At 71.0% G+C, this 14,222-nt stretch carries 13 protein-coding genes and 1 pseudogene; 6 read left to right on the top strand and 8 right to left on the bottom strand.

Features of this window, described 5'->3' with window-relative positions:
- Window positions 1–8: 8 nt before the first annotated feature.
- The 6 genes from kdpB to map are packed head-to-tail and all read right to left on the bottom strand — an operon-like array spanning window position 9 to window position 5,873.
- Window positions 9–2,138, bottom strand: a complete 2,130-nt coding sequence (gene kdpB, locus ACQ86L_RS04175) for a potassium-transporting ATPase subunit KdpB (protein ID WP_434317804.1) — start codon at window positions 2,136–2,138, stop codon at window positions 9–11.
- A 2-nt stretch (window positions 2,139–2,140) separates the two neighbouring features.
- Window positions 2,141–3,802 carry a potassium-transporting ATPase subunit KdpA gene (kdpA, locus tag ACQ86L_RS04170; RefSeq protein WP_434317803.1) on the bottom strand — a complete coding sequence of 554 codons (1,662 nt, stop codon included), beginning with the start codon at window positions 3,800–3,802 and terminating at the stop codon, window positions 2,141–2,143.
- Between the two features lies 1 nt (window position 3,803).
- On the bottom strand, window positions 3,804–3,893 hold the full coding sequence (locus tag ACQ86L_RS04165; RefSeq protein WP_185277139.1) for a potassium-transporting ATPase subunit F: 90 nt from the start codon (window positions 3,891–3,893) through the stop codon (window positions 3,804–3,806).
- A complete protein-coding gene (locus ACQ86L_RS04160; RefSeq protein WP_434317802.1) occupies window positions 3,890–4,063 on the bottom strand; it encodes a hypothetical protein in 174 nt (57 codons plus the stop codon). Before ACQ86L_RS04160 ends, ACQ86L_RS04165 begins: the two co-directional genes overlap by 4 nt.
- A 60-nt stretch (window positions 4,064–4,123) precedes the next feature.
- Complete coding sequence (ppgK, locus tag ACQ86L_RS04155; RefSeq protein ID WP_434317801.1) at window positions 4,124–4,939, bottom strand: polyphosphate--glucose phosphotransferase; 816 nt, start codon at window positions 4,937–4,939, stop codon at window positions 4,124–4,126.
- A 10-nt stretch (window positions 4,940–4,949) separates the two neighbouring features.
- Window positions 4,950–5,873 (bottom strand): type I methionyl aminopeptidase, encoded by a 924-nt coding sequence (gene map, locus ACQ86L_RS04150; protein ID WP_434317800.1) that lies wholly within the window; start codon window positions 5,871–5,873, stop codon window positions 4,950–4,952.
- Window positions 5,874–5,885: 12 nt separating this feature from the next.
- On the opposite strand from map, the gene ACQ86L_RS04145 reads away from it, so the two are divergent.
- Window positions 5,886–6,098 carry an SPOR domain-containing protein gene (locus ACQ86L_RS04145; RefSeq protein WP_345834743.1) on the top strand — a complete coding sequence of 71 codons (213 nt, stop codon included), beginning with the start codon at window positions 5,886–5,888 and terminating at the stop codon, window positions 6,096–6,098.
- 10 nt (window positions 6,099–6,108) lie between these two features.
- Window positions 6,109–6,570 carry a DUF6194 family protein gene (locus ACQ86L_RS04140; protein ID WP_434317799.1) on the top strand — a complete coding sequence of 154 codons (462 nt, stop codon included), beginning with the start codon at window positions 6,109–6,111 and terminating at the stop codon, window positions 6,568–6,570.
- Here ACQ86L_RS04140 and panB read toward each other — a convergent pair.
- The gene (gene panB / locus ACQ86L_RS04135; protein WP_434317798.1) at window positions 6,567–7,418 is read right to left on the bottom strand and encodes a 3-methyl-2-oxobutanoate hydroxymethyltransferase; all 852 of its coding nucleotides are present in this window, start codon (window positions 7,416–7,418) and stop codon (window positions 6,567–6,569) included. The two genes, ACQ86L_RS04140 and panB, sit on opposite strands and share 4 nt — an antisense overlap.
- Window positions 7,419–7,510: 92 nt before the next feature.
- Between panB and glnA the strand changes: the two genes are divergently transcribed.
- From glnA to ACQ86L_RS04120, 3 genes and pseudogenes are all read left to right on the top strand, one after another.
- Window positions 7,511–8,848 carry a type I glutamate--ammonia ligase gene (gene glnA, locus ACQ86L_RS04130; RefSeq protein ID WP_434317797.1) on the top strand — a complete coding sequence of 446 codons (1,338 nt, stop codon included), beginning with the start codon at window positions 7,511–7,513 and terminating at the stop codon, window positions 8,846–8,848.
- 7 nt (window positions 8,849–8,855) lie between these two features.
- Window positions 8,856–11,877: pseudogene (locus ACQ86L_RS04125) on the top strand (bifunctional [glutamine synthetase] adenylyltransferase/[glutamine synthetase]-adenylyl-L-tyrosine phosphorylase).
- Between the two features lie 63 nt (window positions 11,878–11,940).
- Window positions 11,941–12,225, top strand: coding sequence for a HigA family addiction module antitoxin (locus tag ACQ86L_RS04120; protein ID WP_434317796.1), 285 nt, complete (start codon window positions 11,941–11,943; stop codon window positions 12,223–12,225).
- A 57-nt stretch (window positions 12,226–12,282) separates the two neighbouring features.
- On the opposite strand, the gene ACQ86L_RS04115 is transcribed toward ACQ86L_RS04120, so the two are convergent.
- Entirely contained in the window at window positions 12,283–12,594 is a 312-nt protein-coding gene (locus tag ACQ86L_RS04115) for a YciI family protein (protein ID WP_345834749.1), read from the bottom strand.
- A 283-nt stretch (window positions 12,595–12,877) separates the two neighbouring features.
- Here ACQ86L_RS04115 and ACQ86L_RS04110 point away from each other — a divergent pair, with 283 nt between their 5' ends.
- Complete coding sequence (locus ACQ86L_RS04110; RefSeq protein WP_434317795.1) at window positions 12,878–14,218, top strand: LCP family protein; 1,341 nt, start codon at window positions 12,878–12,880, stop codon at window positions 14,216–14,218.
- Window positions 14,219–14,222: the final 4 nt, after the last annotated feature.

Raw genomic sequence — 14,222 nt, 5'->3', positions numbered from 1 at the left:
TGTGGTGGTCAGAAGCCGGGGAGGAGGGCGACGACGAGGTCGATCAGCTTGATGCCGATGAACGGGGCGATGATCCCGCCGAGCCCGTAGATGAGGAGGTTGCGGCCGAGCAGCGAGGACGCCGCCGACGGCCGGTAGCGCACGCCGCGCAGGGCGAGCGGGATGAGCAGCACGATCACGATCGCGTTGAAGATCACCGCCGAGAGAATCGCGGAGGCCGGCGAGTGCAGCCCCATCACGTTGAGCACGGCGAGGCCGGGGAAGGCGCCGACGAACATCGCCGGGATGATCGCGAAGTACTTCGCCACGTCGTTCGCGATCGAGAACGTGGTGAGCGCGCCGCGTGTGATCAGGAGCTGCTTGCCGATCCGCACGATGTCGATCAGCTTGGTCGGGTCGGAGTCGAGGTCGACCATGTTGCCGGCCTCCTTCGCCGCCGACGTCCCGGTGTTCATCGCGACCCCGACGTCGGCCTGCGCGAGCGCGGGCGCGTCGTTGGTGCCGTCTCCGGTCATCGCGACGAGGGCGCCGCCCTCCTGCTCGCGGCGGATGAGCGCGAGCTTGTCCTCGGGCTTCGCCTCGGCGAGGAAGTCGTCGACGCCGGCCTCCGCCGCGATGGCCTTGGCGGTCAGCGGGTTGTCGCCGGTCACCATGACGGTGCGGATGCCCATCTTGCGGAGGTCGGCGAAGCGCTCGGCGAGGCCCTCCTTGACGATGTCCTTGAGGTAGACCACGCCAAGGAGGCGTGCGGCGCCGGCCGCGTCGCGCGTCGCCACGGCGAGCGGGGTGCCGCCGACCTGGGAGATGCGCTCCACCTCGCGGTCGAGCTCTTCGAGGGCCGCCGCGGAGGGCGCGGTGCTCTCGCGGACCCAGGCGACGACGGCGCTCGCCGCGCCCTTGCGCACCTGCGAGCCGTCCGGGAGGTCGAGGCCGCTCATCCGGGTCTGCGCCGTGAACGGCACGATCTCGCCGTCGACCCGCTCCGGCCGTTCGTACCCGAGCGTCTCCGCCAGCTCGACCACAGACACCCCTTCGGGCGTCGGGTCGCTCAGCGAGGACTCCGCCGCTGCGCGCACCAGCTCGTCGCCGGCCGTGCCGCCGACGGCCGTGAACTCGCTGGCCCGGCGGTTCCCGTAGGTGATGGTCCCGGTCTTGTCGAGCAGCAGGGTGGTCACGTCGCCCGCGGCCTCCACCGCACGGCCGGACATGGCGAGCACGTTGTGCTGCACCAGCCGGTCCATGCCGGCGATGCCGATGGCCGAGATGAGCGCGCCGATCGTCGTCGGGATGAGGCAGACCAGCAGCGCGACCAGCACAGGCACGGTCGGCGACACGTTCGAGTAGCCCGCCACCGGCTGGAGGACGAGCACCACGATCACGAAGATGATCGACAGACTCGCCAGCAGGATGTTGAGCGCGATCTCGTTGGGGGTCTTCTGCCGGGAGGCGCCCTCCACGAGCGCGATCATCCGGTCCACGAAGGTCTCGCCCGGCTTGCTGGTGATCCGCACCACGACGCGGTCGGAGAGCACCCGGGTGCCGCCGGTCACCGCGCTGCGGTCGCCGCCGGACTCGCGCACCACCGGCGCGGACTCGCCGGTGATGGCCGACTCGTCCACCGTGGCGATGCCGCGGATGACATCGCCGTCGCCGGGGATGAGCTCTCCCGTCGTGACCACGACCACGTCCCCGAGCCGCAGGTCGCTGGAGGTCACCTGCTCGGTGGCGGCGGTCAGCGCCTCGGCATCGTGCGTCTCGTCGTAGTGCGCCACGCGCGTCGCCACCGTGGTGGAGCGCGTCTTGCGGAGGGTGGCCGCCTGCGCCTTGCCGCGCCCCTCGGCGACCGACTCCGCCAGGTTGGCGAACAGCACAGTCAGCCAGAGCCACACGGCGATGCTCCAGGTGAAGGCGAGCGTCGCCGGTCCCGCGCCGCCTGCGCCGAGGAACGGCTGGGCGAGCGCGATCACCATCGTGAGCGCCGCGCCGACCTCCACGATGAACATCACCGGGTTCCGCCACATCAGGCGCGGGTCGAGCTTGCGCAGCGCGCCCGGGAGGGCCGCGACGAGCTGCCGGGCCGAGAACGCCCCGGCCGGGGTGGCGACCGTGCGAGTCGCCGTCGAGTGGATGGTGGTCATGGTCAGTGCAGCCCTTCCGCCAGGGGACCCAGCGCGAGAACGGGGAAGTAGGTGAGTGCGGAGACGAGCAGGATGGTGCCGGCCATCAGCCCGACGAACAGCGGGCGGTGCGTGGGGAGCGTGCCGGCGGTCGCGGGGATCCTGTTCTGGGCCGCGAGCGAGCCGGCCAGCGCGAGCACGAAGACGATCGGCACGAACCGGCCGAGGAACATCGCGACGCCGAGCGCCGTGTTGAGCCAGGGTGTGGCCGCGGTCAGGCCGGCGAAGGCCGAGCCGTTGTTGTTCGCCGCCGAGGTGAACGCGTTGAGCACCTCGCTGAAACCGTGCAGCCCCGGGTTGAGGATGGAGGTCTTCTCCACGTCGGCGCGGATCGCCGGGATCGCGAAGCTCAGTCCGGTCCCCAGCAGCACGAGCGCCGGGGTGGTCAGGATGTAGAGGCTGGCGAGCTTGATCTCGCGCGGGCCGAGCTTCTTGCCGAGGTACTCGGGCGTGCGTCCGACCATCAGCCCGGCGAGGAACACCGCGATGACCGCGATGACCAGGATGCCGTACAGTCCCGATCCGACGCCGCCCGGCACGGTCTCGCCGAGCATCATGTTGATCATCGCCATCATCCCGCCGAGTGGCGTGTAGCTGTCGAGCATCGAGTTCACCGCGCCGGTCGAGGTGACCGTCGACGTCGTGTTGAACAGCGTCGAGCCGAGGACGCCGAAGACGGTCTCCTTGCCCTCCATCGACCCGCCCAGTTCGAAGAGCGTCATGGCGACGAGCGAGACCAGGAACAGCGAGGCCATCGTCGCCAGGATCGCGTAGCCCTGGCGCTTGTCGCCGACCATCGTGCCGAACGTGCGGGGCAGCGAGAACGGGATGACGAGCATGAGGAAGATCTCGAACAGATTCGTCCACGCCGTCGGGTTCTCGAACGGGTGCGCCGAGTTCACGTTGAAGAAGCCGCCGCCGTTCGTGCCGAGCAGCTTGATCGCCTCCTGGGAGGCCACCGGTCCGCCCGGGATGGACTGCGTCGCTCCCGCGATCGTGTGCACCGTGTCGAAGCCGCCGACGTTCTGGATGACGCCGCCGGCGATGAGCACGACGGCCGAGACCAGCGCCAGCGGCAGGAGGACGCGCCCGGTGCCGCGGATCAGGTCCACCCAGAAGTTGCCGATCCCGGCCTGGGTGAACGCACCTCCGCTGCGGCGGGCCGCGAAGCCGCGGACCAGGGCGACCGCGACGGCGATGCCGACCGCGGCCGACACGAAGTTCTGCACCGCGAGCGCGGCGAGCTGCACCGTGTAGCCGAGGGTGACGTCGGGGGAGTACGACTGCCAGTTCGTGTTGGTCACGAAGGAGACGGCGGTGTTGAACGCCGTGCCCTCCGGCACCGCGGGGAAGCCGAGGCTGTACGGCAGGAACTGCTGCAGCCGCTGGAGCCCGTAGACGATCAGGATGCCGACCACGGAGAACGCGAGCACGCCGCGCAGGTAGGCGGGCCAGGACTGCTCCGACCGCGGGTCGATGCCGATCAGCCGATAGACGCCGCGTTCGACGGCGAGGTCCTTGTCGGTCGTGAAGACCCGGGCCAGGTAGTCGCCGAGCGGGCGGTAGGCAAGGGCGAGCAGGAGGACGAGGGTCGCGAGCTGGGCGACGAACAACCATGCCGCCATGTCAGAACCGCTCCGGCTTGACCAGGGCGACGACCAGGTAGCCGATCGCCGCGACGCCGAGCAGCGCGGCGATCAGGGTGACGACGATCACAGTTTCTCGACCCCCCGGCCGACGAGCGCGACGACGAACGCCAGCGCAGCGACGGCGAGAAGGTAGACGAGGTCAAGCACGACTCTCTCCATCCATCGGGACACCCCGGCCGGGTGGCCGGGGGCGAGAGGAGTCCACACCCGGAGGAGGACGCGGGTGAGCGTCCTCACGATTCTCTAACGGGCCTGCGGGCGATCCATGCGGATCGCTGACGGCCGCGGTGTTCGCGCCTAGTTGTCGGGCGTGATCCCGACCTCCGCCGAGCGACCGCGCGCACCCGCGTCGCGCTTCTCGCCCCGCACGGCGAGGGCGGCCGCCCCCAGGATGCCCGCGTTGTTGCGGTGGGTGGCCGGCACGATCATCGTGTTGAGGTCGAGCAGCGGCAGGAAGTCCGCGTAGTTCTTGGACACGCCTCCTCCGACGATGAACAGGTCGGGGGTGAAGAGGAACTCCAGCGTCGAGTAGTACTTCTGCAGCCGCTTCGCCCACTTCTCCCACGAGAGGTCCTCGCGCTCCTTCGCCGAGTAGGCGGCCCGCGACTCGGCGTCGTGGCCCTCGATCTCCAGGTGGCCGAGCTCCGCGTTCGGGATCAGCACGCCGTCGTAGATGAGCGCCGATCCGATGCCGGTGCCGAGGGTGGTCATGATGACCAGGCCGTCCGTGCCCTTCGCCGCGCCGAAGCGCGTCTCGGCGTAGCCCGCCGCGTCCGCGTCGTTGACGAAGTGGATGTCGCGTCCCAGTGCTTTCTCGAACAGCTCCTCGGCGTGCAGCCCGATCCACTTCTTGGACACGTTGGCCGCCGAGAGCGTGACGCCGTGACTGACGATCGCGGGGAAGCACACCCCGACCGGCGCGTCCGGGTCCTCGGCGGCCAGCTTCTCGACGATCTCCTTGGTGGTCTCGACGATGTCGTCCGGCTTGCCGCCCTCCGGCGTCGCGAGCTTGATGCGGTCGCTGACCAGTTCGCCGCTGTCGAGGTCGACCAGCGCCCCCTTGATTCCCGTTCCGCCGACGTCGATGCCGATTGCGTGGTTCTGCGCGCTCATGGTCTCGAATCTACCCCGCGGCCAGGCGCGGCGGCAGCAGGCCCGGCGGCGGGATGACGGCTCCCGGCCAGGGCAGCGTCAGGACCTCCGCGCCCCGCTCGGTGACCACGAGCGTGTGCTCGAACTGCGCCGTGATGCTGCGGTCGCGCGTGACCACCGTCCAGTCGTCGGCCCACAGGTCCCACTCGTGCGAGCCCAGCGTCAGCATCGGCTCGATGGTGAACACCATCCCGACCTCCATCACGTCGTCGAACGCGGGTGCGGCGTCGTAGTGCGGGATGATCAGCCCGGAGTGGAAGGTCGCGCCGACGCCGTGCCCGGTGAAGTCGCGCACCACCCCGTAGCCGAAGCGCTTGGCGTAGGACTCGATGGCGCGGCCGATCACGTTGACCTGGCGGCCGGGGGCGACCGCCTTGATGCCGCGGTTCAGAGCCTCCCTGGTCCGCTCGACCAGGAGGGTGACCTCCTGCGACGCGGTGCCGACGATGAAGGTCTGGTTGCTGTCGCCGTGGAAGCCGTTCGTGTACGCGGTGATGTCGATGTTGACGATGTCGCCGTCCGCGAGCACGGTGTCGTCCGGGATGCCGTGGCAGACGACCTCGTTCACCGAGCTGCAGATCGACTTGGGGTAGCCGCGGTAGCCGAGCGTCGAGGGGTAGGCGTCGTGCTCGATGAGGAACTCGTGGCCGATCGCGTCCAGCTCCTCGGTCGTGATGCCGGGGCGCACGGCCTCGCCGACCCGTTCGATGGCGCGCGCGGCGATCCGGCCGGACTCCCGGATCAGCTCGACCTCCGCCGGCGAGTACACGTCGCCGCGGTCGGACGGGGTCGGTCCCTGCTTGCCGACGTACTCCGGACGCGGGATGCGCGACGGGACGGAGCGCATGGCGGTGACGCGTCCCGGAACCAGGTGACCGGCGGAATCCTTGGGCATAGGATCAAGCTTATGACCGGCGAGAACGACTACGGCATCGAGCAGGATGCCGAGCACAAGTACTGGTACAACATGAAGACCGGCGAGGTCGAGCAGGGCTTCCTCTCGCCCGCCCCGAACCGGGTCGGCCCGTTCGACACCCGCGTGGAGGCCGAGCACGCGCTCGAGAAGCTCCGCGAGAACAGCGCCAAGTGGGCCGAGGAGGACGCCGAGGAGGGTCGGTAGCGCGGCCGTCATGACGATGGAGCGGATCCTCGCCGAAGTCAGGGACTTCGATGGAGTGCTGGAGCTCGCGCCGCAGCCCGGCAGCGAGTTCCCGGAGATCTCCTGGGGCGACCACTTCTTCTATTACGCGCCGGACGGCGTGGTGCCGACCAACCGGCAGCCCTACGCGACGATCGTCACCAAGGACTACCCGGACGATGTGGCCTCCCGGCTCGACGACCCAGGGCGCTGGCGGCTCAACATCCACGTGGGAGCGCACGCCGCGGCCGAGCTGACGGGTGGAGCCACCACGGGCTACGACGCCGAGGATGTCTTCCTCCCGCACCCGCTGTACGGCGACTACGGCTGGGTGTGCGTCGTGAACCCCGGCCCGGCCACGCTCGACCGCGCGCTGGCGGCCCTGCGCGACGCGCACGCCGACGACCGGCGGCGGGTCGAGCGCCGGCGAGCGACGTCCGGCGAGACCGCCTAGAAGGAGTGCTCCGGCCCGGGGAACACCCCGCCCTGCACCTCCGACTTGTACGTGCGCGCGGCCTCCGACAGCGCGCCCTTCAGGTCCGCGTACTGCTTCACGAACCGCGGGATGCGACCGGTCGTGAATCCCGCCCAGTCCGTCCACACCAGCAGCTGACCGTCCACGTGCGGGCCGGCGCCGACGCCGATCGTCGGGATGCGCAGCTCCTGCGTGACCCGCTGGGCCACGTCCGCCGGCACCATCTCCATCACGACCGCGAACGCCCCGGCCTCCTCGACCGCGTGCGCGTCGGCGAGGATCTGCTCCGCGCCCTCGCCGCGGCCCTGCACCAGGTGGCCGCCGAGCCCGTGCTCGCTCTGCGGGGTGAAGCCGATGTGCGCCATCACCGGGATGCCGGCGTCCACGATGCGCCGGATCTGCTTGGCGCTGCGCTGGCCGCCCTCCAGCTTGACCGCGTGCGCCCCGGTCTCCTTCATGAAGCGCACGGCCGTGTGCAGCGCGTCCTGCGGCCCGGTCTCGTAGGAGCCGAACGGCATGTCGGCGACGACGAACGCGCGCTTGACCGCCTTCGCGACCGCGCGGGTCAGCGGGATCAGGTCGTCCACCGTGACGGGGAGTGTCGTGTCGTAGCCCAGGACGTTGTTGCCGGCCGAGTCGCCGACCAGCAGGAAGTCGATCCCCGCCTCGTCGAAGATCTGGGCGGTGAGCATGTCGTAGCTGGTCAGCCCGGTGAACGGCTCGCCCGCTTCCTTCGCCGACTGGAAGTGACGGGTCCGCACCCGCTTCAGCGACTCCATCGACGGGGTGGCGGGGTGGACGGAGGGCACAGGTGACTGCTCGCTCATGCGCCTCAGTCTAGTGACGCGGCACCCGCGGTCATCCGGCGGGTTTCGGCCCGCGGAGCCACTAGTCTGGAGTGGCCGACGAAAGGGGCAGGATGGACAAGCAGCGCGACTTCGTTCTTCGCACCATCGAGGAGCGCGGCGTCAAGTTCGTGAGGCTGTGGTTCACCGACGTGGTCGGCACGCTCAAATCCGTGGCGATCGCGCCGGCCGAGGTCGAGGGCGCGTTCTCCGAGGGCCTCGGCTTCGACGGCTCCGCGATCGAGGGTCTGACCCGGGCGTTCGAGTCCGACCTGCTGGCGCATCCCGACCCCACCACGTTCCAGATCCTGCCGTGGCGCGGGGAGGTCGACCCGACCGCCCGCATGTTCTGCGACATCACGACGCCCGACGGCCAGCCCTCGGTGTCCGACCCGCGCAACGTGCTCAAGCGCACGCTGGAGAAGGCGGCCGACCGCGGCTTCACCTTCTACACGCACCCGGAGATCGAGTTCTACCTGCTCAAGTCCTCCACCTTCGGCGACGAGGGCCCGGAGCCCGTCGACTCGGCCGGCTACTTCGACAACGTCCCCGGCGGCACGGCGCACGACTTCCGCCGCCGTTCGGTGCGGATGCTGGAGGACCTCGGCATCTCGGTGGAGTTCAGCCACCACGAGGCCGGCCCCGGCCAAAACGAGATCGACCTCCGCTACGCCGACGCGCTGACCACGGCCGACAACATCATGACGTTCCGCACGGTCATCAAGGAGGTGGCGATCGAGCAGGGCGTGTACGCGACCTTCATGCCGAAGCCGCTCTCCGGCCACCCGGGTTCGGGCATGCACACGCACATGTCGCTGTTCGAGGGCGACACCAACGCGTTCTTCGAGGCCGGCGCGCAGTACCAGCTCTCGCAGACCGGGCGGCAGTTCATCGCCGGCCTGCTCAAGCACGCGCCGGAGATCACGGCCGTCACCAACCAGTTCGTCAACTCCTACAAGCGGCTCTGGGGCGGCGACGAGGCCCCGAGCTTCGTCTGCTGGGGCCACAACAACCGCTCCGCGCTCGTGCGCGTCCCGCTCTACAAGCCCAACAAGGGCCAGAGCTCGCGCGTCGAGTACCGCGCCATCGACTCCGCCGCGAACCCGTACCTGTCGTTCTCGCTGATGCTGGCCGCCGGCCTCAAGGGCATCGAGGGCCAGTACGAGCTGCCGCCGGAGGCGGAGGACAACGTCTGGGCGCTGTCCGACGCCGAGCGCCGCGCGCTCGGCTACAACCAGCTCCCGGCGAGCCTCGACCACGCCATCTCGCTGATGGAGGACTCCGAGCTGGTCGCCGAGACCCTCGGCGAGTCGGTGTTCAACTACGTGCTGCTGAACAAGCGGCGCGAGTGGGCCGAGTACCGGGCGCAGGTCACGCCGTTCGAGCTGCGGTCGAACCTCGAGATCCTCTGACCCGAACGTGACCCGCGAGCAGCTCTCCTCACGACGCTGGCTCGCGCCGGTTTCGTGGGGCTGAGCTCGGTCCGCGGCGAGCTGGACGAGCTGGTCGAGCTGACCGGCTTCGGCGTGGACGACCTCCTGCCCGCGCTGTCCGCCGCCGCCGATCCGGACACCGCGCTCGCGCTGGCCCTGCGGCTGCTGCGGCACGCGCCGGTGCAGACCGCGCGCTATGTGCCGTCGCGGAACGACGCGCGCCGCGTGTTCCGCGTGATCGGCGCGTCCGAGGGCGCCGCCGAGTTCTTCCTCCGCCAGCCGGCCGAGCTGAGCGCGCTCGACTACCCGGTCACCGCGCTGCCGACCGCGGCCGAGCTGCGCGCCGACCTGCTCGACGCGGTCGGGGCAGTGGACGGCGTCGCCGCGCTGGAGGACGACGCCGCGCGCACCGCCCTCCGCGTGCGCTACCGCCGCCGGCTCGTGCAGCTCGCCAGCTTCGACCTGGAGCAGGAGGACCCGGTCGCCGGGTTCGACGGCGTCGCCGCCGCGCTGTCCGACCTCGCCGCCGCCGCGCTGGAGGCCTCCCTCGCGGTCGCCCGCCGGCAGACCATCGGCACCGGCCCCGGCCGTTTCCCGGAGGCGGAGGTGCGCGCCACCCGGTTCGCGATCATCGGCATGGGCAAGGCCGGCGCGCGCGAGCTCAACTACGTCAGCGACGTCGACGTCATCTACGTCACCGAGGGCGACGAGGAGGCCGGCCTCAGCTCCGGCCGCGCCGTGGACATCGCGACGCGGCTGGCGATGCTGACGCAGCGCGGCATCCACGAGCCGGCCATCGAGCCCGGCCTCTGGGAGGTCGACCCCAACCTGCGGCCGGAGGGCAAGGACGGCGCGCTCGTGCGCACCCTGGAGTCGCACATCGCCTACTACGACCGCTGGGCGAAGGGCTGGGAGTTCCAGGCGCTGCTGAAGGCGCGGCCCCTCGCGGGCGACCTGGAGCTGGGGGAGCGCTACGTCGCGGCGCTCGCACCGAAGGTGTGGAGCAGCGCGTCGCGCGAGAACTTCGTGGAGTCGGTGCAGCGGATGCGCGAGCGCGTCACCGACAACATCCCCGACGACGAGACTCACTACCAGCTCAAGCTCGGGCCGGGCGGCCTGCGCGACGTCGAGTTCACCGTGCAGCTCCTCCAGCTCGTGCACGGCCAGACCGACGAGCGAGTGCGCCAGCGGGACACCCTGTCCGCCCTCGCCGCGCTGGCCGCGCAGGGCTACATCGGCCGCGACGAGGCCGCCGCCTTCTCGCAGGACTACCGCACGCTGCGCCTGATGGAGCACCGCCTCCAGCTGCGCCACCTCAGCCGCACCCACCTGATGCCGCGCGACGAGGGGGACGTGCGCATCCTGGCCCGCGCGACCGGGCTGGCGCCGAGCGCCGAGCAGCTCCTGGTGCGCTGGAACGCGATCAAGCACCGCGTGCGAGGCCTCCACGAGCGCCTGTTCTACCGCCCGCTGCTCAGCGCGGTCGCCGCCATGCCCACCGACGACACCGGGCTGACCGGGGAGCCGGGCTCACCAGCGAGCAGGCCGAGGCCCGGCTCGCCGCGATCGGCTTCCGCGACCCGCGCGGCGCGCTCGCCCACATCGCCGCGCTCACCGCCGGCGTCTCGCGGCGGGCGACCATCCAGCGCCACCTGCTGCCGGTGCTGCTGCAGTGGTTCGCCGCCGGAGCGGACCCCGACTACGGCCTCCTGACCTTCCGCCGGCTCAGCGAAGACCTGGGGACCACGCACTGGTACCTGAAGATGCTGCGCGACTCCACCGGCGCGGCAGAGCGGCTCACCCGGGTGCTGTCCGGCTCGCGCTACGCCGGCGAGCTGCTCGGCCGCATCCCGGAGTCCGTCGCCTGGCTGGAGTCGGAGGAGGAGCTGCGCCCGCGCACGGCCGAGGTGCTGCACGAGGAGACCGCCGCGATCCTCGGCCGTCACCAGTCCGCGGCGACTGCGGCCGCGTCGCTGCGTGCCGTCCGCCGCCGCGAGGTGCTGCGCCTGGCGTTCTCGGCGATCCTCGGCTTCGCCACGATCGAGGAACTCGCCCGCGGGCTGACCGCCGTCAACGAGAACGTGATCGAGGGCGTGCTGGCCGCGATCCGCGCCGAGCGCGGCGACGCGGCCGAGCTGGAGTTCGCGATCATCGGCATGGGTCGCTTCGGCGGCCGCGAGCTCGGCTTCGGGTCCGACCTGGACGTGATGTACGTCTTCCGCCCGCTCGCCGCCGAGCAGGACGCCGCGCACAAGGCCGCGCTGGCGATCGTCGCGGACCTCAACCGGCTGACGGAGGACAACCGCCTCCCACTCGACCTCGACATCGGCCTGCGCCCCGAGGGCAAGAACGGCCCGCCGGTCCGCTCGCTGGAGGCCTACCGCGCCTACTACAAGCGCTGGTCGCTGACCTGGGAGGCCCAGGCGCTGCTGCGCGCCCGCGGCGTGGCCGGGGATGCGGCGCTGCTCGCCGACTTCGACACGGTGGCCGACGAGGTCCGCTACCCGGCGGCGATCGGCGAGCAGGAGGTCCGCGAGGTCAAGCGCATCAAGGCCAGAGTGGAGAACGAGCGCCTCCCGCAGGGCGCCGACCCCGCCCGCCATCTCAAACTCGGCCGCGGCTCGCTGAGCGACGTCGAGTGGTTCGTCCAGCTCATCCAGCTCCAGCACGCCGCCGCGATCCCGGCGCTGCGCACGACGTCGACCCTGGACGCGCTGGCGGTCGCCGTCGACAACGACCTGGTCGCGGACGACGACGCGGCCAAGCTCCGCGACGCCTGGCTGCTGGCCTCCCGCGCCCGCTCGGCGATGACGCTCTGGACCAACAAGACCGCCGACGTCCTCCCGGCCGACCGGGTGGCTCTGGAGGGCGTCGCCCGCCTCCTGGAGTACCCGCCGGGCTCGGCGAGCCGCCTGGAGGAGGACTACCTCGCGGTCACCCGCCGCGCCCGGGCAGTGTTCGAGCGCGCGTTCTACGGCCTCCCGCAGCGGCCGACGCCGACGGGGTGAAAGAGCAACGCTGTGCGTTAGCAACGCCTTGCAGTAATAACGCGGTGCATTACTATGGAGACCATGACCGACCCGATCACTCCGGGGGAGATCCTCTCCGAGGAGTTCATGGCCCCGCTCGGGCTCACGAAGTATGCGCTCGCGAAGGCCGTCCACGTCCCGGCGCAGCGCATCGGCGACATCGTGAACGGAAAACGGGCCATCACCCCCGACACCGCGCTCCGGTTCGCGCGCGCGTTCGGGACCACTGCCGAGTTCTGGCTGAACCTGCAGGCCCGCCACGACATCGAGGTCGCCCTCGCCACCCACCGGGCCGAGTTCGAGGACATCGCGCCGCTGGCCGGCTGACGCCCGCACCTCCCGGGCCCACGCACCTCACGCGGCACGCGGACCCGGACGGACACCTCACATCCCAGGAACGGGCGTCAACTCGTACACGTCGATGGTGCCTCCCATCGCGCGGTGCGGGTGGCCGGTGAGGAGGCCCTCGACGGCGTCCGCGCTGTCGGCCTCGATGAGGGTGTAGCCGCCGACGCTGCGGTCGGCGCCCTCGGAGACGGCGGCCGTCGGCGCGCCGAAGTCGATCAGGCCGGCGCCGACCTGCTGGGCCCAGGCGTTCCAGGCGGCGTTCATCTGCTCGGCCTGCTCGGGGGTGGGTTCCGGCATCGAGGCCATCGCCTCGGGGTCGGCGCGGTAGAGGAGGAGGTAGCGGGCCATGTTCGGATCCTTCCGTCGGCGCGCGGGCCGGGGTTGGCCCGGGCGTCACCGAATCTAGTGCTGCGCCGCCGGTCAGGGAACAGCCGGAGGCTGCGACACTCTTCATCTGCCCGCTTGCCCGCGGTTTCTGGGAGTTCATCGGGCGTCCCCTGACTACGGCCGTTTTCGGTGGGACGATCGGGAGGCCCGCAGCACGCTCGACCCGCGAACCCGACCAGTGGTGCCCCCGAAGCGCCTTCATTGCGAGTCCGAGCGGCCCCGAATCCCGCAAGGAGACCCGACCATGACCTCGCCTCGCCTGCCCGACCCGGCCTTCCCGGCCGGCGACCGCGGCGCCGCCGAGCCTGTCCGCCGGAACGTCGCCCACGCCCAGCGCCCCCGCACCTCCGTGACCAAGCGGATCCTGCTCTCGGTGGCCGGCGCGGTCGCCGCGGTCGCGGTCGCCGTCGGTGCGTTCGCCGCCTACTCCTACGTGGACCTCTCGAACGGCCTGCACCGCTCGAACATCACCCTCCCCGGCGCCGGCAAGAAGAAGAACGTCGCCGAGAGCAACATCCTCGTCATGGGTCTCGACAGCCGCCTGGACGAGAACGGGAACGCCCTCCCGACCGACGTCTACAACGCCCTGCACGCCGGCAACCAGGGCGACGGCGGCTACAACGCCAACGTGCTGATGCTCATCCACATCCCGGCCGGCGGCAAGAAGGCTGTGGGCATCTCGATCCCGCGCGACGACTACGCGCCGCTGTCCGGGAGCCCGGACGGCGTGTCCGCCTCCAAGATCAAGGAGGCGTACGGCCTCGCCCTCGACCAGAAGCTCACCGAGCTGACCAAGGCCGGGGTGGCGCAGGCCGACGCCTACCAGCAGGCGCGTACCTTCGCCCGCCAGACCGAGCTCCAGACCGTGTCGGACTTCCTCGGCGGCGTGCGGATCGACCACTTCATCGAGGTCACGATGGCCGCCTTCTACCAGGTGGCCCAGGCGGTCCAGCCGATCACCGTGTGCATCGCGCAGGACACGCAGGACCCGTACTCCGGCGCCGACTTCAAGGCCGGCGTCCAGCAGCTCTCGGCGTCCCAGGCGGTGAGCTTCGTCCGGCAGCGCCGCGACGAGAACAACCCGGCGCTGAACTTCACCGACCTCGATCGCGAGCGCCGGCAGCAGGCGTTCATCGTCTCGCTGGCGACGAAGCTGAAGAAGGCCGACACCTTCGCGAACCCGGCGACCCTGGAGTCCCTGATCGCCGCCGCCAAGCAGAACATCGCCCTCGACTCGGGCTTCGACCTCCTCAGTTTCGCGTCCGAGGCGCAGCACCTGGCGGGCGGCAACATCACCTTCACGACGCTTCCGATCACCGGCTACGGGGTGAAGGACGGCAAGGACGTCAACCTCGTCGACCCGGGCCAGATCCACGCGGTGGTGCAGCAGCTCCTGAACCCTGCGACGCCCACGGCGACGCCGACCGCGACCCCGGGTGCGACGACCCCCTCCGGGCCGCCCGCGACGACGACGGCCCCCGCGCCCGCCCCGTCGCCGACCGCGTCGACGCCGCCCGGCCCGAACGGGACCTACACCGACCCGACCGCGCCACTGCCGTCCGGGGGAGTGCCCTGCGTGAAGTAGGGGT

The organism is Leifsonia sp. P73 (genome assembly GCF_051059105.1).
Lineage (GTDB): Bacteria > Actinomycetota > Actinomycetes > Actinomycetales > Microbacteriaceae > Leifsonia.
Note: the sequence above shows the minus strand (reverse complement) of the source record. Positions and strands in the feature narration are given on the sequence as shown.

Excerpts from the sequence above, each read along its gene's own strand:
- kdpB (WP_434317804.1), bottom strand. The coding sequence starts at position 2,138 with ATGACCACCATCCACTCGACGGCGACTCGCACGGTCGCCACCCCGGCC.
- kdpA (WP_434317803.1), bottom strand. The coding sequence starts at position 3,802 with ATGGCGGCATGGTTGTTCGTCGCCCAGCTCGCGACCCTCGTCCTCCTG.
- ppgK (WP_434317801.1), bottom strand. The coding sequence starts at position 4,939 with ATGAGCGCGCAGAACCACGCAATCGGCATCGACGTCGGCGGAACGGGA.
- map (WP_434317800.1), bottom strand. The coding sequence starts at position 5,873 with ATGCCCAAGGATTCCGCCGGTCACCTGGTTCCGGGACGCGTCACCGCC.
- ACQ86L_RS04145 (WP_345834743.1), top strand. The coding sequence starts at position 5,886 with ATGACCGGCGAGAACGACTACGGCATCGAGCAGGATGCCGAGCACAAG.
- ACQ86L_RS04140 (WP_434317799.1), top strand. The coding sequence starts at position 6,109 with ATGACGATGGAGCGGATCCTCGCCGAAGTCAGGGACTTCGATGGAGTG.
- panB (WP_434317798.1), bottom strand. The coding sequence starts at position 7,418 with ATGAGCGAGCAGTCACCTGTGCCCTCCGTCCACCCCGCCACCCCGTCG.
- glnA (WP_434317797.1), top strand. The coding sequence starts at position 7,511 with ATGGACAAGCAGCGCGACTTCGTTCTTCGCACCATCGAGGAGCGCGGC.
- ACQ86L_RS04120 (WP_434317796.1), top strand. The coding sequence starts at position 11,941 with ATGACCGACCCGATCACTCCGGGGGAGATCCTCTCCGAGGAGTTCATG.
- ACQ86L_RS04115 (WP_345834749.1), bottom strand. The coding sequence starts at position 12,594 with ATGGCCCGCTACCTCCTCCTCTACCGCGCCGACCCCGAGGCGATGGCC.
- ACQ86L_RS04110 (WP_434317795.1), top strand. The coding sequence starts at position 12,878 with ATGACCTCGCCTCGCCTGCCCGACCCGGCCTTCCCGGCCGGCGACCGC.